Source organism: Telluria sp. ZT3P26 (assembly GCF_059686035.1).
The window spans coordinates 505,579-527,821 of the sequence record NZ_JCASII010000001.1; the positions used below are offsets into that span (position 1 = coordinate 505,579).

Sequence of the window (22,243 nt, forward strand, 5' to 3'; positions counted from 1 at the left end):
GGCATGGCAGCCAGTGCACGCGACGTCCAGCAACTCTACGTTGCCTATTTCGGCCGCCCGGCCGATCCGGGCGGGATCGACTACTGGCTGACTACACTGAACAGCAACGTGGTGTCACTGGCCGTTATCTCGCAGTCTTTCGCCGCGTCGCGCGAGTACCGCGACAATTACAGTCACATGGACAGCCGCAGCGTGGTCAGCAAGGTCTACGACCACCTGTTCGGTCGCGTGGCCGAGGCGGGCGGCGTCGCTTACTGGGCCGACCTGATGGAGCGAGGCGTCATCTCCATCGATAACGTGGTCAGGGAAATTTCACGGGCGGCGCTCGGCACCGATGGCGTCGCCTTCAACGGCAAGGTGGCGGCCGCCACGGTCTTCACACAGCGCCTGGATGCGCCGAACGAAGTGGTGGCCTATGGGCGCGATGCGGCCTTTGCACTGGCCATGGAATTTCTTGCCACCATCAAGGATGCCGACAGCGCGCAAGCCGCGGTGGACCCGGTCGTGGTCGACGCGTGGATCGCGCGCATCGTGGGCGCCGAAGGCGCCGCGACCGACCATGTGGAACTGGTCGGGGTAGCGCCGCTGGCCTGATCAGGCCGCGGCCTCGCCGGCTGCGTTCTGGCCGGCGGCTGCCTGGCTGACGCCGGCGCTGTCGATGCAATGCGGGCACGACACGCCATACACATAGCTCGGCGCGAGTTGCTGGCGCGGCGTGACGATCGCGCGGCACGCGAAGCACTGCACGGTTTCGGTCGGCTCGAGCTTCGGATTGAGCGCGGTGCGGTAGTCGAACACGAAGCAGTCGCCCGTGTAGTGCGCGCCGCCGACGTCTTCAAAATACTTCAGGATGCCGCCCTCGAGCTGGTACACGCGCTCGTAGCCGATTTCCTTCATGTGGATCGCCGCTTTTTCGCAGCGGATTCCGCCGGTGCAGAAGGTCACGACCGTCTTGCCGGCCAGCTCATCGCGGTGTTGCGCCGCGACTTCGGGAAATTCGGTGAACTTGTCGATGCGGTAGTCGAGCGTATTCTCGAACGTGCCGACGTCGACTTCGAACGCATTGCGCGTTTCCATCATCACGACCTCGACGCCGTCGTCATCGTGCCCCTGGTCGAGCCAGCGCTTGAGCGTGACCGGATCGACCGCAGGCGCGCGGCCCAGCTCGGGCTTGATCAGTGGCATGCGCATCGTGATGATTTCTTTCTTGATCTTGACCAGCATGCGCTTGTGCGACTGTTCGGTCGACAGGCTTTCCTTCCACGTCAGGTCGGCCAGGCGGGCATCGCTGCGTACCCAGTCCAGATACGTGTCGATGTGCTCACGGGTGCCCGACAAGAACATATTGATGCCTTCCGGCGTGAGCAGCACGGTGCCCTTCAGGGCAAGCTCGTTGCACAGCGCCTGGTATTGGGGGCGCAGGGTTTCCAGATCGTCGAGCGTGACAAATTTGTAGGCGGCGATGTTGACGTACTGTTGAGCGGAAGACATGGCGGTAAGGAGAAGCAAACGTGAACGGGACAGGCCGACATTATAAGTCAGTCGGCGGCGCCAACCATCAGGGAAGGGCCGTATGCTTGTCGAATAGATTTACACCATTGCATCAGAGCATTGATGAATATCAAATAAGTCATTGATTTGTATGGTAGGTAATGAGCTGGCATCAAGTTTGCTTATAGGGGGCAGTACTGTTCAAACTTTGATCTACTAGGAAAACAACAATGATCCGTAATATCGCTCTGCTGGCCCTTTCGCTGACCGCCGGTGCCGCTTCGGCCGCTACCATTCCTGCTTCGCTGACCTTCAACTCGGACAGCAACAATGCCTACACCAACGTGATGCCGGCAGCCCAGAGCGGTAGCGTGTTGATCGACTTCAGCTTCACCTACACCGGCGCTACGGTCGACAACAACGACTTTTTGGCCCTGTGGTTCGGTAACTCGAACAACCTGTCCGAAGCCTATTCAGGCCCGAACGTCGGCTTCAAGGCAAACTGCGGTGACGGCACCTGCACCAACGACCTGTTCGCCCGCCTGGGCGGCGTGAGCGGCCCGTTCATGGCCAACAGCAACCTGATCGCAGGCACCACCTACAACATCTTCGCCAACCTGTACAAGGCCGCCGGCTCGACGACCTACAACCGCTTCGACATGTGGCTCAATCCAACGGCTACCGAAAAGTCGTCGCTGACCGGCGCCGACCTGATGGCAACCGGTAACTCGAACCTGACGTCGTTCGACACGATCGGTATTCGTACCCTGGGTCTGGACAAGGGCCTGACCATGAACGTGAACGGCCTGAACGTCACCGGCCTCGAGGCTGAAGTGCCTGAGCCAGGCAGCATCGCTCTGATGGGTCTGGCACTGGCCGGCCTGGCATTCACCCGTCGCAACAAGCGCGGCTGATCACGCAAGCGCGCGCAGGCTTTGGCCTGCTCGCCGGTGGTAGCTTGAAAACGTCGTTTCCTGCGCGAGTGGGAACGACGTTTTTTCACGTTAACCACAGAACGGAATCGGCTGGCAGTGCAGCACCGCGCGCGCGGGACAACCTGCGCCGGGAGATATTTCTGTAACGCCATTTGCGTCGGTCCGCGCCATGCGACTGGTCCGGGCGCGGTAAAATGCAGGGATGACTTCCCCGACTTTTACCCATCTGCGCATCCACTCCGAATACTCCATCGTCGACGGCCTGGTCCGTATTGACGAGCTGGTCAAGGCGGCGGTCAAGGATGGGCAGCCGGCCCTGGCCGTGACTGACCTGGCCAACACGTTTTGCCTGGTGCGCTTCTACAAAGAGGCGCGCGGCAAGGGCGTCAAGCCGATCGTCGGAGTCGATGCCTGGATCACCAACGACGACAACCGCGACAAGCCGCACCGCCTGCTGATCCTGGCCAAGAACCACACCGGCTACCTGCAGCTGTGCGACCTGCTGGCGCGTGCCTGGCTCACCAACCAGCACAAGGGCCGCGCCGAACTGCGCGCCGAATGGCTCGAAGCGCTGGCCACGTCCACGTCCACGCTCCATCCCGAGCAGTCGCAGGCCAATGGCCTGATCGTGCTGTCGGGCGCGCACTTTGGCGACATCGGCCAGGCCATCGAGAACGGCGACATCGCCCGCGCCGAAGCCAATGCCGCGCGCTGGGCACGCGTGTTCCCGGGCCACTTCTATATCGAGATCCAGCGCGCCGGCCAGCTCAATCAAGAGCAGCAGGTGCGCCATTCGGTCGCGCTGGCCGGGCGCCTCGGGCTGCCGGTCGTGGCGACGCACCCGGTGCAGTTCCTCGACAAGGACGAATACATCGCCCACGAAGCGCGCGTCTGCATCGCCGAGGGCGAGATGCTGGCCAACGCCAAGCGCGTGCGCCGCTTCAACGAGAACATGTGCTTCAAGTCGCAGGCCGAAATGGCCGAACTGTTCAGGGATTTGCCGGGGGCGCTGGCCAACTCCGTTGAAATCGCCAAGCGCTGCAACGTCACGCTCACGCTGGGCAAGCCGCAGCTGCCGAACTTCCCGACGCCGGGCATGACGATCGACGAATTCCTGATCGCCGAGACCAAAAAAGGCCTGGAAGACCGCCTGCTGCAGCTGTACCCGAACGAGGCGGAGCGCGAACGCGAGCGCCCGCGCTACGAAGCGCGTCTGGACTTCGAAAATCAAACGATCATCAACATGAAGTTCCCCGGCTACTTCCTGATCGTGGCCGAGTTCATCCAGTGGGGCAAGAACAACGATGTGCCGATTGGCCCGGGCCGCGGTTCGGGTGCCGGTTCGCTGGTGGCGTATGCGCTCAAGATTACCGACCTGGATCCGCTCAAGTACAACCTGCTGTTCGAGCGTTTCCTGAACCCTGAACGCGTCTCGATGCCCGACTTCGACATCGACTTTTGCCAGGAAAAGCGCGAACTCGTCATCCAGCACGTGAAAGACCTGTACGGGCGCGATGCGGTCTCGCAGATAGCCACCTTCGGCACGATGGCGGCCAAGGGCGCGATCCGTGACGTCGGCCGCGTGCTCGATTTCGGCTACAACTTCTGCGACGGCATCTCCAAGCTGATTCCGTTCAAGCCGGGCAAGCAGGTGTCGATTGCCGAGGCGATCGAAGAAGAACCGATGCTCAAGGAGCGCCTCGAGAACGAAGAAGAGGTCAAGACGCTGCTCGAACTGGCGCAGAAGGTCGAAGGCATCACGCGTAATATCGGCATGCACGCCGGTGGCGTGCTGATCGCGCCGGGTAAACTCACCGACTTCTGTCCGCTCTACACGCAGGGCGGCGATACCGGCGTGGTCTCGCAGTATGACAAGGACGACGTGGAGGCCGTGGGCCTGGTCAAGTTCGACTTTCTGGGTCTGACCACGCTGACGATCCTCGACCGCGCCGTCAAGTACATCAAGCAGCTCGACCCGGCCGAGAGCGAATTCGATCTGGCCAAGCTGGCGCTGGACGACCGCGCATCGTACAAGCTGCTGTCCGACGCCAAGACCGTCGCGATCTTCCAGCTGGAGTCGCGCGGCATGCAGGGCATGCTCAAGGATGCGCGGCCCGACCGCTTCGAGGACATCATCGCGCTGGTCGCGCTGTACCGCCCGGGCCCGATGGACCTGATCCCCGACTTCTGCAAGCGCAAGCACGGCGAAAAATTCGATTATCCCGATCCGCGCACCGAGTCGATCCTGTCCGAGACCTACGGCATCATGGTCTACCAGGAGCAGGTGATGCAGATGGCGCAGATCGTCGGCGGCTATTCGCTGGGCGGCGCCGACATGCTGCGCCGCGCGATGGGCAAGAAGAAGGCCGAAGAAATGGCCGAGCACCGCGAGATCTTCCGCGCCGGTGCAGCCAAGGACGGCCTCACCACGGCCAAGGCCGACGAAATCTTCGACCTGATGGAAAAGTTCGCGGGCTACGGCTTCAACAAGTCGCACGCCGCCGCCTACGCGCTGCTGTCGTACCACACGGCGTACCTGAAGGTGCACCACACCGCCGCGTTCATGGCAGCCAATATGTCGCTGGCGATGGAAGACACCGAGAAGATCAAGATCCTGGTCGAGGATGCAAAAGAAGTCTGCAAGCTCACCATCCTGCCGCCGGACGTCAACGAATCGCAGTTCCGCTTCACGCCGGAGGGCGAGGCGCGCTCGAAAACAGGCAAGCAGGTCACCAATATCCGCTACGGCCTGGGCGGCGTGAAGGGCGCGGGGCAGGGCGCGATCGAGGCGATCATCGCCGCGCGCACGGCGGGCGGCAAGTTCAAGGACCTGTTCGACTTCTGCAACCGGGTCGACCGCAAGCAGATCAACCGCCGCACGATCGAATCGCTGATCCGCGCCGGCGCGATGGATGCCTTCGGCGTCGACCGCTCGGTGCTGCTGGCGTCGGTCTCGTTCGCGATGGAAGCGGCCGGCCAGGCTGCGGCGGCCATCAACCAGGTCAGCCTGTTCGGTGGCGACGATGCCGACCTGGTCGCGCCGCCCGAGTACGTGAAGGCCCTGCCGTGGACCGACCGCCAGAAGCTGTCCGAAGAAAAGATCGCGCTGGGCTACTACCTGTCGGGCCATATGTTCGACTCGTATGCGCAAGAGGTGCGGCGCTTTGCCAAGACGCGCATGAAAGACCTGGAGCCGTCGCGCGATCCGCGCATGATGTGCGGCGTGATCTCGGGCATCCGCACGCAGATGACGCAGCGCGGCAAGATCCTGATCGTGGCGCTGGACGACAAGACCGCCGTGCATGAAGTGACGGTCTACAGCGAGGTGTTCGAGGCCAACAAGAACGCCTTCAAGGAAGACGAATTCCTGCTCGTCGTGGGCAAGGTGTCGGAGGACCGCTTCAATGGCGGCCTGCGCATCACGGCCGAGAAGGTGTACGACCTGGCCACGGCGCGCATCCAGTACGGGCACAAGCTCGAGATGGACCTGGACAAATCGGTCAGCGCAGCGCGCCTGGCCGAGATCCTGCAGCCGCACCGGGTGCATGACGGGATGCCGGTGAGCCTGCGGCTGCAGACGCAGGATATTCCGTTCACCGTGCAACTGGGCGACGACTGGCGCGTGGCGCCATCCGATGCGCTCAAGGCGGCGCTGGAGCTGTCGCTGGGCGCGAAGGACGTCGCCGTTGAGTACTAGCGCGCATGCGGGCGACGGCAGATCGGCCTTCGGCCGCATCCTGATCTGCCGCACCGACAATATCGGCGACGTCGTCCTGACGCTGCCGCTGGCCGGCTACCTGAAGCAGCGCTTTCCGCAGGCGCGGATCGACCTGCTGTGCCGTGCCTACGTGGCCCCGGCCATGCGCCACAGCCGCCATCTCGATCGCGTGATCACGCTCGAATCCGCGGACGACCTGACGCGCCTGTTTGCTGACGGCGACTACGACACCGTGATCTTTGCCTTTCCCGACCGGCGCCTGGCGCGCGCGGCGCAGGCAGCACGCGTGCCGAACCGGGTGGGCACGAGCCACCGCGTGTATCACTGGTTCACCTGCAACCGCCTGGCCCGTTTCAGCCGCGCGAAGTCCGACCTGCACGAGGCCCAGCTGAATTTCCTGCTGCTGCGCCCCCTGGGCATCGACCATGTGCCGACGCTGGCCGAGATCCCGCATCTGTACGGGCTGGATGCACCGCGGCGCGCCGCCGTCGACGCCTTGCTGGCGCCGGGGCGGCGCCACATCATCCTGCATCCCAAATCGAATGGCAGCGCCCGCGAATGGCCACTGACCCACTTCACGGCGCTGGCGCGCGATCTCGGGAGCGACCCGGACATGCGCCTGTTCGTCACCGGCAGCGCCGCCGAGGGCGTGCTGCTGGCCGCGCAGGCACCGGCCTTGCTGGCGCTGCCGAACGTGGACAATCTGTGCGGCCGGCTCGACCTCGATGAGCTGCTGGCGCTGATCGGAGCCTGCGACGGCCTGGTGGCGTGCAGCACCGGCCCGATGCACCTGTCGGCAGCGCTGGGGCGGCCGACGCTGGGGTTGTTCCCGCCGATCAAGCCGATGGATCCGGGCCGCTGGGCGCCGCTGGGCGCGCTGGCCGAAGTGGCGGTTGCCCGCCAGCAGTGCGCTGGTTGCAAGGACTCAGCGACGTGCTCGTGCATGGAGGCGATTACGCCGCAGGACGTGGCCGCACGCGTGCGGGCCTGGGGTGGGGCGGGAGCGCGACGCGGGGCTGCCTAGGGTTTCATTTGGACCTCAGTCGACCTGGATCCTGCTTAACTGAGCGTAGGACATCAGTGTCACAACCCCGGGCGTACCGGCATGGAGCGAGACGAGGCCGTTTTGAGGTTGCGCTCCGGTAAAGCCCAGACTGGCTGCCACCGTGCTGGCAACGCCGGTGGGCGTGATCTTCCTCAGCTGCCCTCTGGAGCCGAGCTTGTAGAGGTTGCCTGCGGTATCGATATCCATCGGGCCGTTGCTGCCGAAGAAGGCAGCGGTGCCCGAGCCATCGATATCGTCGAGAAAATCAAAGTTCCGGTTTGTTCGACCGGCAAGCGTCGTGACCGCGCCTGCAGGGGTAATCTTCCGGATCAGCAATACATCGCTGACGTACAGGTTTCCGGCCTTGTCGGTGACAATCTGAGCCGGTCCCATGAATCGTGCCTGCGTTCCAGGGCCGTCGACTGGATTGCTGCGGCCGGCGCAGGTCGATCCCGGCGGACTGACAGCCTCGCAACCGCCGCCAGCAAACGTCGAAAACGCACCGTCTGGCGCGATCTTGCGAACTCTCGACCCGTCGGTTGCGTAGATGGTGCCGTCTGGCGCCACCGCGAGCTTCAACGTGTAAGCGGTGGCGACGCCGGAGGCGCCATCGATTGTTCCGGTCGCCGCATCATAGGGCGCGGTCTGCGTCAACGTGGTCACCGTACCGTCGCCCGCAATCCGCCGGATTGCGTACGCGGCGGTGCCAAGTCGGTCCACGACGTACAGCGCCCGGTCCGGCCCGAACGCCAGCGATATCGGTTCGGCCACGGTTGCATAGGTCGTGATGGTGCCGTCCGTCGTCACCTTCTTGATGTCCGACACGGGGGATGAATAAGCGATGTACAGATTGCCGGATGGATCGGCAGCCGAGTCGACAGGCCGCGCTCCCCTGAGCTGGGGCGGATCGGCGATGAGAACCGTCCACGTGACCGGCAGGGTGACCCAGGGCACGGGCACTGGCGATGGCTTCAGGTTCAACTGAATCGAATTCGAGATGCCGCCTGCGCTGGCCGTGATCGTCACCTTGTCCGTTGTCAGATCAAGAGAGGCCGCGTAGGCGGCGATCAGCTTGTTTGGATCCGTGTACAAGGTATCGCCAATACCGGCCCTGGGCATCACTGACCAGGTGACCGGCCCCGTGACACCCGTCAGCGCTGGCGTGATCTCGACCGCCGAGCCATTGAGTATCATCGACGCGGCCGAAGAGGCCAGCGCGATCGTCGGCGGAGGCGGCGGCGATGATGCAGGCGCGGTGTCGTCCTTGCCACCACCACACGCAGTCAGGAATACTACCGAGAACATCGCAAGATGGCGTGCATTGAGCATGGCAATACCTTCGTTCTGTGGCGATAGCATGCAGCTTACACGTAAGGCAAAGCGCAAAATACACGAAAACTTGCACCTGTTCTGCTGTTCGTGCGCGGCAGCCCTTTTCTGGCCAGGTAGGCGGGCGTCGCAAAGACGCCCAGCGACGCGTCTTCGAGCTTCAAGGCAACCAGACGTGAATCCTGCGGCATGCCCGGCCGGATCGCGAGGTCGAAGCCTTCTTCGACAAAATCGATGGTCTTGTCCCGGCGCTGGACTACAAGGTTTGATGCGATCCGCCTGACGATTCATGCCCACGTCATATTGAAAAAATAAGCTTGTCTGCTCTTACATGATCGGAGCAGGCATGACTTCATCGCAATCACGTCGCACTTTCCTGGCCCAGGGCGGGGCATTGGCAGGCAGTTCGGCATTGGGCGGCGCCTTGCTGCTGGGGGGCTGCGGCGGCAGCAGCCATGCCGCCATCGGCGTCAGTGACAACGAACGGCCGAAGATGCCGTCGGGGATACAGTTCGGTGACATCACCGATCAACGGGCAATCATCTGGAGCCGCAGCGACCGCACGGCGCAGATGATCGTCGAATACGATACCAGCGAGCGTTTCAACAACGCCAGCCGCATTGTCGGGCCCACGGCCACCGACGCAACCGATTTCACGACCCGTGTCGATCTGGGCGGTTTGCCGGTCGGCCAGACGGTCTTCGTACGCGTGCGCTATGTCGATCCCAATAATGCAAAGATCGAAAGCGAAACCGTCTCGGGCCAGTTCAGGACCACACCGGCGGCGGATGGCACGCGCGCCGTGCGGTTTCACTGGAGCGGCGACCAGTGCGGCCAGGGCTGGGGCATCAATACCGATTTCGGCGGCATGAAAATCTATGAAGCGATGCGGTTGCGCGATCCGGACTTTTTCATCCACAACGGCGACACGATCTATGCCGATGGGCCGATCCTGCCCCAGGTGACGGCGGAAAATGGCCAGGTCTGGCGCAATGTCGTCACCGAAGAAGTCAGCAAGGTCGCCGAAACACTGAAGGAATACCGCGGCCGCCATGCCTACAATATGCTGGATGCGAACTTTCGCAAATTCGCCGCCCAAGTGCCGCAGATCTGGCAATGGGACGATCACGAAGTCACGAACAACTACAGCGCGGCCAAGGATTTATCGGGCGACGCACGCTATACCGAGAAAAACATCGCCACGCTCACCACGCGCGGCCGGCGCGCCTTTCTCGAATATGCACCGATGCGCTATTACAAGCAAAGCGAGCCGCAGCGCATTTACCGCACCATTTCGCACGGCCCGCTGCTCGACGTCTTCGTCCTGGACATGCGCAGCTACCGTGGTCCGAACAGCGCCAATCTGCAAACCGGGGAAGACGCCAGTTCGGCGTTCCTGGGCAGTGCCCAGGTGGAATGGCTGATCGCCGGCCTGAAGGCCTCGACCGCCACCTGGAAAGTCATTTCTGCCGACATGCCCATTGGCCTGAACGTCGGCGATGGCAAGAACGCCCGGGGTGAAGACGTCTGGGAAGCCATTGCCAACGGCAACGATGGGGTGCCGCTCGGGCGCGAACTCGAAATGGCCCACCTGCTCAGCAGCATCAAGGCCATCCCGAATGTGGTCTGGATTACCACCGATGTGCATTACTGCGCGGCCCACTATTACGATCCGGCCCAGGCGCGGTTCACGAATTTTTCGCCGTTCTGGGAATTCGTGGCCGGCCCGATGAATGCCGGCGCATTCGGTCCGGGTGTGCTCGACAAGACCTTCGGCCCCACGGCGGTCTTCTCGAAAAGCCCGCTGATCCAGAATTCGTCGCCGTTTGCCGGCTACCAGTTCTTTGGTGAAGTCAATATCGACCCGCGCAGCAAGGCGATGAAGGTCGAGCTGTTCAATCTGGACGGCGTCTCGCAGTTTGCGCAGACGTTGCCGGCGGCCGGCGTATAGGGCCTGGCCGTCAGCCGACCAGGTCAGCTGGCGGGACAGCATGTTCACGCAGGCCGACGCTGGCCTGCGTGGTGCCATTCGCGGCGCGCTCGAGCACGATGCGCCGGTTGCTCGACGCCTGGTCGCGCTCGGCCTCGGCGTGCCACAGGTGCAGCACCTCGGTTGCCAGGGCGCCGTCCTTGCGCATGACGCCGGCATGAAACAGGCGCACCACGAGATCCGAATCTTCGTGGCCCCAGCCGGTAAAGCTCTCGTCGAAGCCATTGACCGCCATCAGGTCGGCCTTCCAGACCCCCAGATTGCAGCTCTTGATGCGGCGCCAGCTGAACTTGCGGCGTACGCGGCCGATGTCGGGCCAGCGCAGCATCGTTTGCAGCACCTTGTTCATGTCGCCGGCCAGGCGCAGGCGCAGGCGCGCCATTACGCCCAGGCCGGCCACGTCGATGCCGTCCTGCAGCGCGCGTTCGGTCAGCGCCTGGCTGAGCAGGATGCGGCTGCCCGACACCAGGAAGCCGGGCTGGGCCAATGCGCGGTGGCGGGCGATGAAGTCGCGCTGCGGCACGCAGTCGCCGTCCAGGAAGATGATATAGTCGCCCGTTGCCGCCAGCGTGCCGCGGTTGCGGGCCATGGCGGCGCGAAAGCCGTCGTCCGGTTGCCATACGTGCTTGACGGGCACCGGGGCGCCTGCCGCCAGCCGCGCGACGCAGTCCCGCGTGTTGGCAGTCGAGCCGTCATCAGCGATAATGATTTCAAAATTCTTGTCGTCCTGTAAAAAACAGGCTGCCAACACCGCCGCCAGGGCGTCGGGCCGGTTGTACGTGGTGATCACGACCGACATTGTCTGTGCTTGCTGCATGGTGTCCGATACAAATGCGCTCTAGGTCGCAAGAATAGCCCACAAGAACAAGAATGAACAATACGTCGATGATGCCCCGGGAGCCGCTGCAGTTGTGGATCGGCTTCCAGATGTTCCTGTTTCCCCTGCTTAGTCTGACAACGCCGTCCGGCATCGGTTTCTCCAGCCTCCTGTTCCTGCTCACCGCCCTGTTCGTGCCGCGCAAGGCCTGGGCTGCGGTTACGCCGTACTGGAAAGAGATCCGCTGGGTGCTTGCGGCCTTCGTGTTCCAGTTCGCGCTGGCCGTGGCGGCCGTGGTGGTGCGGCCCGAAGCGCACCTCGATTCGCTCGACAAACCATCGCGCCTGCTGCTTGCCATGAGCGCCATGGCGCTGGTCGTGCTGGCCCGGCCGCGCGCCGCGATGCTGTGGTGGGGCGTGGTGGCAGGTGCGATCGCGGCGCTGCCGTTCGTGGCCTGGCAGCGCCTCGTCATGGGCATCGAACGCCCGGGCGGTTTTCTCAATGCGATCACGTTCGGTGACCTGGCGTTGTGCCTGGGCCTGCTGGCGCTGGCGGCGGTCATCGATTATCGCCACCACGCCGGCAAGGCGGCGCTGGCGGGCCTGGGCGCGCTGGCCGGCCTCACCGCCTGCCTGCTCACGGGCACCCGCGGCAGCTGGATTGCGCTGGCGCTGGCCGCCGTGCTGTTTCTCAGTTACGCCCAGCTGCTGCACAGCCGCAAGCTGCGCCTGCTGCTGGCCGGCAGCTTCGCGCTGATCGCCGCCGCGTTCTTCGTGCCGGCCACCGGCATGCAGGAGCGCGCGCTGCAGGGCGTGGAAGATGTCCAGACCTGGGTCGATGGCGGCAACGTCTTTACCAATGTCGGCACCCGGCTCGAATTGTGGAAGGGCGCCGCGATCCTGATCGAAGAGCGCCCGCTGTTCGGCCTGGACCGCAACACGCTGCGCAGCGAAATGCGCCACATGGTCGAGCAGGGCAAGCTCGATCCGGCGATCCTGTCGCTCGAACACCTGCACAACGATGGGTTGCAGGCACTGGCGACCGGCGGCATCTTCGGCTTGCTGGCCTGGGCCGGCATCCTCGTCGCGCCGTTCGTGTTCTTCGCGCGCCAGCTCGGCCGCGCCGACCAGGCCCGGCTGCATGTGCGCGGCACCGGCCTGCCGCAGTTCGCGCCCGCGCTGGCGGGCATGCTGGTGGTGCTGTGCTATTTCAGCTTCGGCCTGACCGAGGTGATTTTCTGGTCGCTCAAGGGCAGCATGTTTTATGCGCTGATGGTGTTCCTGCTGATGGGACTGTGCCTGGTCGCGAAGACGCGCCAGGCGCAGCCCGCAACGCGTGAAATGCAGCTTGAAAAGAAGGTAGAACAACGTGGAAACTAAGGTCATCGTGCGGCGCCTGCTGGCGCTCGTCAAACCGTACAGATCGCGCGCCGCGCTGGCGCTGCTGTCGATGGCGATCACCGCCGCGACGCAGCCGCTGCTGGCCAAGGCGATGCAGCTGCTGTTCGATCGCGGCTTCGAAGAACGCGTCTCGTTCAGCCTGTGGCTGATTCCCGCCGTGCTGGTGTCGATCTTCGTGCTGCGCGGGATCGGTACCTTCGGCACCGCCTACTTCAACAACTGGGTGCTCTCGCGCGTGCTCAACGACATGCGCGCCATGGCCTTCGAGCGCGTGCTGCGCCTGCCGGTCGCGCGCTACCAGGACGAGAGCACCGGCAAGATCATCAACACGGTCGTCAACGACGTGCGCCAGGTCGTCGACATGATCCAGTCGGTGTTCGTCGCCTGCGTGCGCGACGTGCTGGTCGTGATCGGCCTGCTCGGCAGCCTGCTGTACCTGAACTGGCAGCTCACGCTGATCGCCATCGTCGTGATCCCGCTGACCGCCGTCATCGTGCGCACGACCACCAAGCGCCTGCGCAACCTGAACCGCGAAAGCCAGCGCGTCACCGCCGAGATGACCGGCGTGGTCGAGGAAGCCGCGCGCGGCCACCAGGTGATCCGCGTGTTCGCCGGCGAAGCCTACGAGCGCCGCCGCTTCCATCAGCGCAGCGTCGCGCTGCGCGGTTTTTCGCAGCGCATGACGGTGGCGTTTGCCGCCACCACGCCGGTGACCCAGATCGCGACCTCGCTGGCGCTGTCGCTGGTGGTCGTGCTGGCGATGCAGGCCGACATGACGGTCGGCGAATTCACGCAGTTCGTCACGATGATGCTGATGCTGCTCACGCCGCTGAAATCGCTGGCCGAAGTGAATGGCCCGATGCAGCGCGGGATGTCGGCCGCCGAGACGGTGTTCGGCATCATCGACGCCGAGCCGGAAGTCGATACCGGCAGCCGTGAACTGGGCCGCGCCAACGGCCATCTGGTGTTCGAGCAGGTCGCGTTCCAGTACCCGAATGCGGCTGGTCCGGCGCTCGACAATGTCTCGCTCGAGGTGTTGCCGGGGCAGACCGTGGCGCTGGTGGGGGTCTCGGGCGGCGGCAAGTCGACCTTCGTGAACCTGGTCACGCGCTTCTATGATCCGCAAGGCGGGCGCGTGCTGCTCGACGGCGTTCCGTACACCGACATCAAGCTGGCATCGCTGCGCAGCCAGCTGGCGATGGTGAGCCAGAACGTCGTGCTGTTCGACGACACGCTCGCGGCCAACATCGCTTATGGGGCCGAGCACATCGACCACGAGCGCCTGGCCGGCGCGATCCGCGCGGCGCACCTGACGGACGTCGTGGCGCGCCTGCCGGAGGGCATCGACACGCGCATCGGCGAAAATGGCTCGCGCCTGTCGGGCGGCCAGCGCCAGCGCGTGGCGATCGCGCGCGCGATCTACAAGGATGCGCCGCTGTTGATCCTGGATGAAGCCACGTCGGCGCTGGACAACGAAAGCGAACGCGCGGTGCAGTCGGCGCTCGACACGCTGATGGCAGGACGCACGACGATCGTGATCGCGCACCGCCTGTCGACGATCGAGCGCGCCGACCGCATTGTGGTCATGGAAGCAGGGCGCATCGTGGAGCAGGGCACGCACGAAGAACTGCTGGCCATGAAGGGCATGTACGCGAATCTGTACTATCTGCAGTTCACGGCCGAGAAGAAACAGGCAATCTAGCCTGCTACGCCGTCCGTGCGGCGAGTTCCCCGTAGGGTGGACGGCTACGCCGTCCACGCGGTGATGGTTGGCAGCCAGATCATCCGGCACGAAAGCGGCACCGGTAACGATCGCCGCGTGGACGGGAGACCCGTCCACCCTACGCCGTCCACGCGGTGATGGTTGGCAGCGGCATCAAGCCGACATCCTCAGCGCGCGTAATGCGCCGCTTCCCCCACCTGCCGGATCCCCGCGCCGCCGGCAGCTTCCTGCACCGCATGCGCATACCGCTGCAGCGCATCGTCCAGCGATGGCAGCAGCAGCGCGCGTTCGCTGCCCAGCGCACTGAACGCCGGGCGCTGCGCCGGATAATCCACCGCAGTGCCCGCGATCTCCTGCAAGCCATCCGCTGACATGCCCGCCGCCGCACAGGCGCGCCGCGCCAGCTCGGCCCAGCTCACCGCGTCGCCATTGGTCAGGTGCCAGATGCCGCGCTCGCGGTCGATCATCAGGTCGAGCGCCACCTTCACCAGGTCCGGCACATAGGTCGGCGAGACGATCATGTCGCCCGCAGCCTGGAACGGCTCGCCATTGGCCAGCGCGCCCAGCGCCTGGGTCACGAAGTTGTGCCGGTCCCATGGCCCGAAGAACGCGCTGGTGCGGATCACGAGTGCCTGCGGATCGGCATCGAGCACGCGGGTTTCGGCGTCGACCTTGCTGCGCCCGTAGACGCCCAGCGGATTGGTCGCATCGGATTCGACATACGGCGCACCCTTGGCGCCGTCGAACACCAGGTCGCTCGAGAACGTCATGAAGCGCAGCGCGTGGCGCATGCACGCCAGCGCCAGCACGGTCGGGCCCAGCGTGTTTTCGCGCATGCAGCGCTCGCTGTCGGTCTCGGCCTCGTCGACGCGCACGAAGCCCCCCGCATTGATGATCGCCCACGGCTTGAAACGCACGATCGCCGCGTCGACCGAGGCCGGATCGGTGATGTCCATCTCTTGCCGCGTGAGCGCGTGGCAGGCCAGGTTGCGCGCTTCGCAGATGCGCTTGAAGGCCGCGCCCAGCGTGCCGGTCGCACCGGTGATCAGGATCGGTTGCACGGGCGCCGACTTGAACTGGCTGCGCACGGCAATGTCGGCCACCGCGGTGCGGGTGGCCACGGGTTTGCACCAGAAGCGGCCCGGCCGGCGCCACCAGCCTTCGCCCTGCAACACGGGATTGGACAGCGCGCGCTTGCTGGCCAGTTCGCGCATCAGCGTTGCCAGTGCGGTGGGACGGGGCGTGGGCGAGCGCACGTCGAACGGGCCCGGCTCGTAGTAGCCATGGCAGGCGGTCACCAGGCTGTTCCAGTCGAACGAACCGAGCAGCGCCCAGACCGTGACGGCGCGGATGTCGGCGCCCTGCTGGCGCGCCTTGAGCGCGGCGTTCCAGATTTCGACGAGCCAGCGCAGCTGGTCTTCGCGGTTGGCGTCGATGTGCGCTTCGGTGATCGCGATCGGGATGCCGTAGCGCTCCCAGGTTTCCATCAGCAGCGGGGCAATGCCGGGCGTGGGCGTGGCCAGTGCGCGCGGCGCTTCGATGTCGGCGTGGGCCACGCCCCGGTACACGTGGCGATGGCTCTCGGGATAACGTTCGGGGCGATGGTCGAGCCAGCGCTCGCTCGTGACGTAGTAGTTCACGCCGATCACGTCGGGCGGGCACGGGTTCTCGCGGAACCAGCGCAATTCATCGGCCGTGGCGCCCGAGTCGAGCAGGTAGTCCCATAGCTTGTGATTGGTATCGACCATCCCGCACAGCAGGTCCCAGGCCAGCCAGCGGCGCTCGTTGAAGTAGTTCGCGATGTCCTGCATCTCCGGCGTGCCGTAGGTCTTGGACAGATCGTCGGTCTGGACCAGTTTGGCGGCCGGGTTGACGGCGCGGATCGCGCGCATCGACAGCACCGTCGCGCGGCACTGGATCAGCAGGGCGCGGATGAACGTGGCTTCATCGCCGCCATGCGGGTACCAGACCCCGGCCAGGCCCGAGAAGCGCGCCGTGGTGCAGATCTCGTTGACGGGCGTGTAGTGCTCGACCCACGGATAGCGTGCGGCCACGGCGCCGGCGTATTCGGCCAGCTGGTCGGGGAAGGCGGGATCGACGAGGCTCGTGTGACGGGGCCCGCTGCCGTGGTGGATCAGGCCGACGATCGGGTTGACTCCCAGGTCGCGCAGGGCCGGCAGCCGTTCGTCGGCCCATGACCAGTCGGCCTTGTCAATGCCGTCGGGCGCCGTGCGCTCCCACAGCACCGGATAGCGGATCGCCTGGATGCCAAGCGATGCGAAGCGTTCAATATCTTGCAGGCGGCCAGCGTGGCCGTTGCGGTCCATCTGGCTGAAGTAGTCGTCGCGAACGCGGTTAACCGTGCATTCGAGCCCGCCCCACAGGGCGAGGTCGGGCTGGGAATCGGTGCGAAGAGTCATGAAAGCGTACCTGCATAGTGAACATGACAACAGACTAACGGTCGCGCGGTCCTCACTATGTTAAGTAGTTCACATAGCGACCGGTTTTCGGACCAGTCCTACTTTCTGGCGGGGTTTTTTTGGGTAGCGTGCCTGTTCTGCCGATGGGAACTATTTCAGGCGACAAGGTGCTGACTCACAATGCAGGAGAAATCAATGTACATGGTGTACTGGACAATCGTGGATGGCGCTGCCACCCACCCGCAGGCGCAGGGCTTCGACACGACCGAGATGGTCCCGGCGATGGGGTTCATGGAAGCGCTGCGCAAGCGCCAGCGCGATGGCGAAGGCATCCGCTTCATCACCATGTGTTCGGAGCATCCGGACGTGGTGGGCCATCCCGGCGTGGACGTTACCGGTGCCGATTACAGCTGGAAGAAGCGGCGCAGTTAGCGCTTCGATCCGCTAGCGGGATGGATCGTTCAGGCCGGTCAGGCTCACGACCTGGCCGTCGGCGCGCACGACGCCGTTCTCCAGCACGATCGTCGACGCGCGGTTCAGGTCCGGCAGCGTGATGGTGATGGCATCGCCACGCTGCGCGATGCTGCCTTGCGCGGCGCAGGTGCCGAACAGCGGCGTGGGCGTGACGCCGGCCGCATCGGCGAGCAGGAAGTAGAACAGCGTCTCGCAACTGTTGCCGCGCCCGCCGCTGCTGGCGATCAGGATCGCTTCCTTGCCGCCCGACAGCGTGAAGCTGCGCAGTGGGAACTGCCAGCGTGCATCTTCGCCCGTGAACAGGGCCTGGCCATCGAGCAGCAGCGCGCCGGTGCCTTCGGCGCCGGTCTTGCGTTCCAGCAGGCCCGCCACCGTGCGCAGCGAGGTCGGCAGGTTGTCGGCATTGCTGTCGAGGCGACTTCCGCCGGCGAGCGGCGCGGCATCCGCGGCCTGGTCGGCAGCGCGCTGTACTTCGAGCTCGCGTGTCGTGTAGTCCTGATACGCGGGGCCGCCGATGGCCGCGAGGATGCCGACGATGATTGCGACGACCATGATGCCGATGGCCCATTGCGACCACCTGCGCTGGACACGGTTGAAGTGTTCCAGGCTGTCCCACTGCTTGTTTTTCCAGGCCATCTCGCGGCCCTTGAACCCGAGCCAGAACGCCATGATCCAGCCCACGTACGGAATCACTGCCAGCAGACCGATCCACGAGCGGTTGCCGATGGCCCAGATCCAGTTCAGCAAGAATGCGCCCCAGCTCCAGCCCTTCACACCGTCGGGAATGCCACCATCATCGGCGCTGTACGGCGCTGGTTTGTCGAGATTGACGGATGACGTTGCAGCGATCGCTGCCGCCTTGCCGCAGACGGCGCATGCAGTAGCATCCGGCGCCATCGGGGCGCCGCAGTGAGAACAGAACATGAGAGCTTTCCTGAAATTGGGAGAGGGGCGCATCGCGGCGCCAGGCCGATGCTGCAGGACGATTATAGCGATCGTTGCACTGCAGGAAAGTCACCCAATTCCACGGATCAGATCTTTAGGGCGGCTGGCTGTGACAGGCTCCCCCGGCGCTGGTCCCGTGCTGCTGCCGGTTTGCTGCTGGCACCGATCATGGCCTTGAAGACGCGCGGGATGGTTGCGATGGCCAACTGATATAACGCCAGCAAGATTGCGCTCACGACGATCGGCGCCAGCACCCAGTAGACGGGATAGGGAATGGTGCTGCCATAGTGGCCATACAGGATCCAGGTCAGCATCAGAATCGGTGCATGGCCGAGGAACAGGAAAAAACTGTATTTGCTCATGCCTGCGAGCCACATGCCAAAGCGCGTGCTGGCCGCCCAGGCAGTTGCCGGCCAGAGCAGGAATGGCGACGCCAGGCGCAGCCAGGTCGTGTCCTCCATCCGGAAATGCAGGGTGGCAAGACAGGCCAGCACGAAGGCGGCAAACAGGATGCCGGCGTGGCGATCGAGGTAGCGCAAATTCCACCCCCGCACTGCCGCCATGCCGCCAACGTAGAACTGGATGGCCATCAGATTGCGTTGCAGCAGATGCCCGTCAAAGTCACCCATGAACACCACCGACACGAGCACCAGCCCGGCCCAGGCGGCCTTGCGCATCAACCAGCCGAACAGCGGCGCCAGCAGGATCAGCACGATGAGGTCGCGCAGGAAATTCAGCGGGTAATTGATGGGCGAGCCCGTCAGGCCAAACGCCGCATTCAGCCAGCCTGCCGCATCGAACGGCCACAGGTTGGCCGACAACTGCATGCCGCCAAACATTTCTGCGCCCAGCGCCACGGGTGCCAGCGGCAGGTTGAAGCACAGGAAGGGAATCAGGATTGTGCGCGCCTTTTTGGTCAGGCAACGTACTGGTTCCTGGTCGATGCAGGACTTGAACAGCAAGTAGCCCGAAATCACGGTCAGCACCGGCACGCTGGCGCGGAACACGGCAAGCTGGAAAAAGGCCTTGATCATGTCGAACCAGCCATCGCCAATGGCCGACATGGGCACATAAGCTGGCGTGTGCAACACAATGACACCGAAAATCATAACAATTCGCAAAAATGCGATGCGGTCACCGGTTGCATGGCCAAGGGTCATCGTGAGCCTTTCGGATAGGTATCGGGTGGGTCATCCAAAGGCAGCGCACGGCGTGTACATACCACTTGGTAGCAAAATAGCAACCAATAGGTTACGCGAATTATTTGTTCCAGTAAACAGAACATGTATGAAAAGTTAATAAAAAAAAGACACCGAATGGTGTCTTTTATCTTGCTGCGATGTCATCAGGCCTCTCTGCCCCTGTCGTGAGGGCAGATGAGCCTGATCGACTTACACCGACGGTGGATCGGTTTCGCGGGCAAACACGCGGAAGCCGGCGAGGGCCTTCTTGAACGCGGCCAGGGCGGCATCGCCGTTGGCAGCGTCACCCATGATCAGGCCCGGATCGTCCGAACCGTCCGGCAGCGCGGTCGGGATCATGGCCTTGGTCAGCAGGTCCGAACCGGCGCCGAACACGAGGATCGGCTTGCCGTGACGATATTGCTCGCGCAGGAATTCCAGCACCTGGGCGTTCTTGGCCAGGGTCGCTACGGCTTGCGCGCCGTCCGGCACGATCACTGCGTCATACATCACCGACGGGCCGGCTTCGACCGAGATCTCGACGTCGATCGGGTCACCGTCCTGCGCTTTCACCTTGCCCAGCATATTGCCGACCATGCGTGGCACGGCGCCATCCTTGAGCAGGCTGCCGTACTGGCTCTTGACTGCCTTGTCGTCGACACCCGAGGCGATCAGCACCGCGACACGGCGGCCCTTGATGCCGGTGACGCCCGGACGGCTCATCAGCGACAGCCCTGGCGATGGCGGATAGGTCGGAATCGGCGCATTGGTGGCCAGTGGCAGCGGTGCCGGCACATCCATGCCCAGGCCTTCTGCTACGCGGGACACCAGCACGTCATCGACGTTGGCCAGCAGCGCCAGCACACGCTCGCGCACAGCCGGCGTCTGCACGCGGGTCAGCTCGAAACGGAATGCATTGACGATGTGGTTCTGCTCGGGCGTGCTCTGGCTCTGCCAGAACAGGCGTGCCTGCGAGTAGTGATCGGCAAACAGTTCCGGATTGCCGCGCACTTTGTCCGCTGCAATCGTTTCCGGGAAGCTGGTAAAGCCTGCAGGACCAGCCTGGTATGGCACACCACCGCCCAGCGAATTGGGTTCGTAGTTCACGCGGCCACGGTTGATGGCCTGGCGATGGAAACCGTCGCGCTGGTTGTTCTGGATCTGGACGATCGGCGAGTTGATCGGGATCTCGTGGAAGTTCGGGCCGCCCAGACGGGTCAGCTGGGTATCCTGGTACGAGAAGTTACGACCTTGCAGCAGCGGATCATTCGAGAAATCGATGCCCGGCACGACGTGCGAGGTGCAGAACGCGACCTGCTCGGTTTCGGCAAAGAAGTTGTCCGGATTGCGGTCCAGGACCATCTTGCCCACTGGCGTCAGTGGCACCAGCTCTTCCGGAATGAGCTTGGTCGGATCGAGTACGTCGAAGGAGAAGCTGGCAGCCTGTTCTTCGGTAAAGATCTGCAGACCCAGTTCCCATTCAGGGAAGTTGCCGGCTTCGATGGCTTCCCACAGGTCGCGGCGGTGGAAATCGGAATCGGCGCCCGAGATGCGCACGGCTTCGTCCCATACCAGCGAGTGCGTACCCTGCATTGGCGTCCAGTGGAATTTCACGAAGCGCGCTTCGCCCTGTGCATTGATCAGGCGGAACGTGTGCACGCCGAAGCCCTGCATCGTGCGGTAGCTGCGCGGAATGGCGCGGTCGGACATTGCCCACATCAGCATGTGCGCGATTTCAGGCGACAGCGAGGCGAAGTCCCAGAACGTGTCGTGGGCGGTGGCTGCCTGCGGCATCGCGTGATGCGGTTCCGGCTTGGCGGCGTGCACCAGGTCAGGGAACTTCATCGCGTCCTGGATGAAGAACACGGGCATGTTATTGCCCACCAGATCCCAGTTGCCTTCTTCGGTGTAGAACTTGACGGCGAAGCCGCGCACGTCACGTGCGGTGTCGGTCGAACCACGCTCGCCGGCCACGGTCGAGAATCGCAGGAACACTGGCGTGCGCTTGCCCTTCTTGGCAAACGGGACAGCGCGGGTCAGTGCGCTGAAGTTGTCGTAGGACTCGAAATAACCGTGGGCAGCCGAACCGCGTGCGTGCACGACGCGCTCAGGAATGCGCTCATGGTCGAAATGGCTGATCTTTTCGCGCAGCACGAAGTCTTCGAGCAGGGTCGGACCACGCAGGCCGGCCTTCAGCGAATGCTGGTTGTCCGAGACCGGCACGCCCTGGTTGGTCGTCAGGTGACGGTCGGCCGGGTCGACGCGCACGCGGTCGAGCGGATCGACGGTGGCGTTTTCGCCTTTTGGCGGATTGCCGTCGCCGACCTTGTCATTGGCGATGATTTCGGTCGTCGTGCTGCCGGTGGCTGCATGGGTCGATGGCTTGAAGGTTTCGCCGACTGCCGGCGTACGCGATGCATCGCCGTACTCGCTGGCCTTGTTCGCATTGAATGGACGTGCTGCAGCCAGTTCTTGCTCAGCAGGGATTTTATCGAGCAAACGATCCGCGATCGGGTTGCTGACGCCAAGGCTCTGTGGCGGCTTGGCATCGGATGGACCGGCTACCGTGCTCAGGACCGAACCGGCGCCGTCGAAGGAGCTGGGGTGCTTGGATGTTGGCATGCTGTTCCTCGTCTGTTGTAGGGATAATTAAACTCCCGATAACATAGCCCAGCCCGTCGCCCGTCCACTGTGAGTTCACACACACACAGGAAGATCAGTATTTAATTATTCCTATGATACCGATCAGGATTTTCAATCAGTGGCTTGCTTCAA

At 63.8% G+C, this 22,243-nt stretch carries 15 protein-coding genes; 8 read left to right on the top strand and 7 right to left on the bottom strand.

The window, feature by feature from the left end; genetic code table 11:
• Positions 1 to 3 precede the first annotated feature (3 nt).
• Positions 4 to 594 carry a DUF4214 domain-containing protein gene (locus AC56LN_RS02280; RefSeq protein ID WP_499569745.1) on the top strand — a complete coding sequence of 197 codons (591 nt, stop codon included), beginning with the start codon at positions 4 to 6 and terminating at the stop codon, positions 592 to 594.
• Here the strand turns inward: AC56LN_RS02280 and AC56LN_RS02285 are convergent, their stop codons facing one another.
• The gene (locus AC56LN_RS02285; RefSeq protein WP_499569746.1) at positions 595 to 1,491 is read right to left on the bottom strand and encodes a sulfurtransferase; all 897 of its coding nucleotides are present in this window, start codon (positions 1,489 to 1,491) and stop codon (positions 595 to 597) included.
• Positions 1,492 to 1,721: 230 nt separating this feature from the next.
• Between AC56LN_RS02285 and AC56LN_RS02290 the strand changes: the two genes are divergently transcribed.
• The 3 genes from AC56LN_RS02290 to AC56LN_RS02300 all read left to right on the top strand — a co-directional run bounded on the left by AC56LN_RS02290 (position 1,722) and on the right by AC56LN_RS02300 (position 7,168).
• Positions 1,722 to 2,405, top strand: coding sequence for a PEP-CTERM sorting domain-containing protein (locus AC56LN_RS02290; protein ID WP_499569747.1), 684 nt, complete (start codon positions 1,722 to 1,724; stop codon positions 2,403 to 2,405).
• A 223-nt stretch (positions 2,406 to 2,628) separates the two neighbouring features.
• Positions 2,629 to 6,123 (top strand): DNA polymerase III subunit alpha, encoded by a 3,495-nt coding sequence (gene dnaE / locus AC56LN_RS02295; protein WP_499569748.1) that lies wholly within the window; start codon positions 2,629 to 2,631, stop codon positions 6,121 to 6,123.
• On the top strand, positions 6,113 to 7,168 hold the full coding sequence (locus AC56LN_RS02300; protein WP_499569749.1) for a glycosyltransferase family 9 protein: 1,056 nt from the start codon (positions 6,113 to 6,115) through the stop codon (positions 7,166 to 7,168). The genes dnaE and AC56LN_RS02300 overlap by 11 nt, the downstream gene beginning before the upstream one ends.
• 15 nt (positions 7,169 to 7,183) lie before the next feature.
• Here AC56LN_RS02300 and AC56LN_RS02305 read toward each other — a convergent pair whose 3' ends face one another.
• A complete protein-coding gene (locus tag AC56LN_RS02305; RefSeq protein ID WP_499569750.1) occupies positions 7,184 to 8,518 on the bottom strand; it encodes an NHL repeat-containing protein in 1,335 nt (444 codons plus the stop codon).
• Positions 8,519 to 8,864: 346 nt separating this feature from the next.
• Here AC56LN_RS02305 and AC56LN_RS02310 point away from each other — a divergent pair, with 346 nt between their 5' ends.
• On the top strand, positions 8,865 to 10,469 hold the full coding sequence (locus tag AC56LN_RS02310; RefSeq protein ID WP_499569751.1) for an alkaline phosphatase D family protein: 1,605 nt from the start codon (positions 8,865 to 8,867) through the stop codon (positions 10,467 to 10,469).
• Between the two features lie 10 nt (positions 10,470 to 10,479).
• Here AC56LN_RS02310 and AC56LN_RS02315 read toward each other — a convergent pair whose 3' ends face one another.
• The gene (locus AC56LN_RS02315; RefSeq protein ID WP_499569752.1) at positions 10,480 to 11,325 is read right to left on the bottom strand and encodes a glycosyltransferase family 2 protein; all 846 of its coding nucleotides are present in this window, start codon (positions 11,323 to 11,325) and stop codon (positions 10,480 to 10,482) included.
• Positions 11,326 to 11,378: 53 nt separating this feature from the next.
• Here AC56LN_RS02315 and AC56LN_RS02320 point away from each other — a divergent pair, with 53 nt between their 5' ends.
• Positions 11,379 to 12,704, top strand: coding sequence for an O-antigen ligase family protein (locus AC56LN_RS02320; protein WP_499569753.1), 1,326 nt, complete (start codon positions 11,379 to 11,381; stop codon positions 12,702 to 12,704).
• Positions 12,694 to 14,427 carry a lipid A export permease/ATP-binding protein MsbA gene (gene msbA, locus AC56LN_RS02325; RefSeq protein WP_499569754.1) on the top strand — a complete coding sequence of 578 codons (1,734 nt, stop codon included), beginning with the start codon at positions 12,694 to 12,696 and terminating at the stop codon, positions 14,425 to 14,427. The genes AC56LN_RS02320 and msbA overlap by 11 nt, the downstream gene beginning before the upstream one ends.
• A gap of 188 nt (positions 14,428 to 14,615) precedes the next feature.
• On the opposite strand, the gene AC56LN_RS02330 is transcribed toward msbA, so the two are convergent.
• Complete coding sequence (locus AC56LN_RS02330; RefSeq protein WP_499569755.1) at positions 14,616 to 16,868, bottom strand: family 1 glycosylhydrolase; 2,253 nt, start codon at positions 16,866 to 16,868, stop codon at positions 14,616 to 14,618.
• A gap of 195 nt (positions 16,869 to 17,063) precedes the next feature.
• Here AC56LN_RS02330 and AC56LN_RS02335 point away from each other — a divergent pair, with 195 nt between their 5' ends.
• On the top strand, positions 17,064 to 17,300 hold the full coding sequence (locus tag AC56LN_RS02335; RefSeq protein WP_332533160.1) for a hypothetical protein: 237 nt from the start codon (positions 17,064 to 17,066) through the stop codon (positions 17,298 to 17,300).
• Between the two features lie 12 nt (positions 17,301 to 17,312).
• Here the strand turns inward: AC56LN_RS02335 and AC56LN_RS02340 are convergent, their stop codons facing one another.
• The 3 genes from AC56LN_RS02340 to AC56LN_RS02350 form a co-directional block, all read right to left on the bottom strand.
• On the bottom strand, positions 17,313 to 18,266 hold the full coding sequence (locus AC56LN_RS02340; protein ID WP_499569756.1) for a zinc ribbon domain-containing protein: 954 nt from the start codon (positions 18,264 to 18,266) through the stop codon (positions 17,313 to 17,315).
• 107 nt (positions 18,267 to 18,373) lie between these two features.
• Positions 18,374 to 19,447: an acyltransferase family protein gene (locus AC56LN_RS02345; RefSeq protein ID WP_499569757.1), complete on the bottom strand. Its 1,074-nt coding sequence runs from the start codon at positions 19,445 to 19,447 to the stop codon at positions 18,374 to 18,376.
• A gap of 231 nt (positions 19,448 to 19,678) precedes the next feature.
• Entirely contained in the window at positions 19,679 to 22,090 is a 2,412-nt protein-coding gene (locus tag AC56LN_RS02350) for a catalase (RefSeq protein WP_499569758.1), read from the bottom strand.
• Positions 22,091 to 22,243 lie beyond the last annotated feature (153 nt).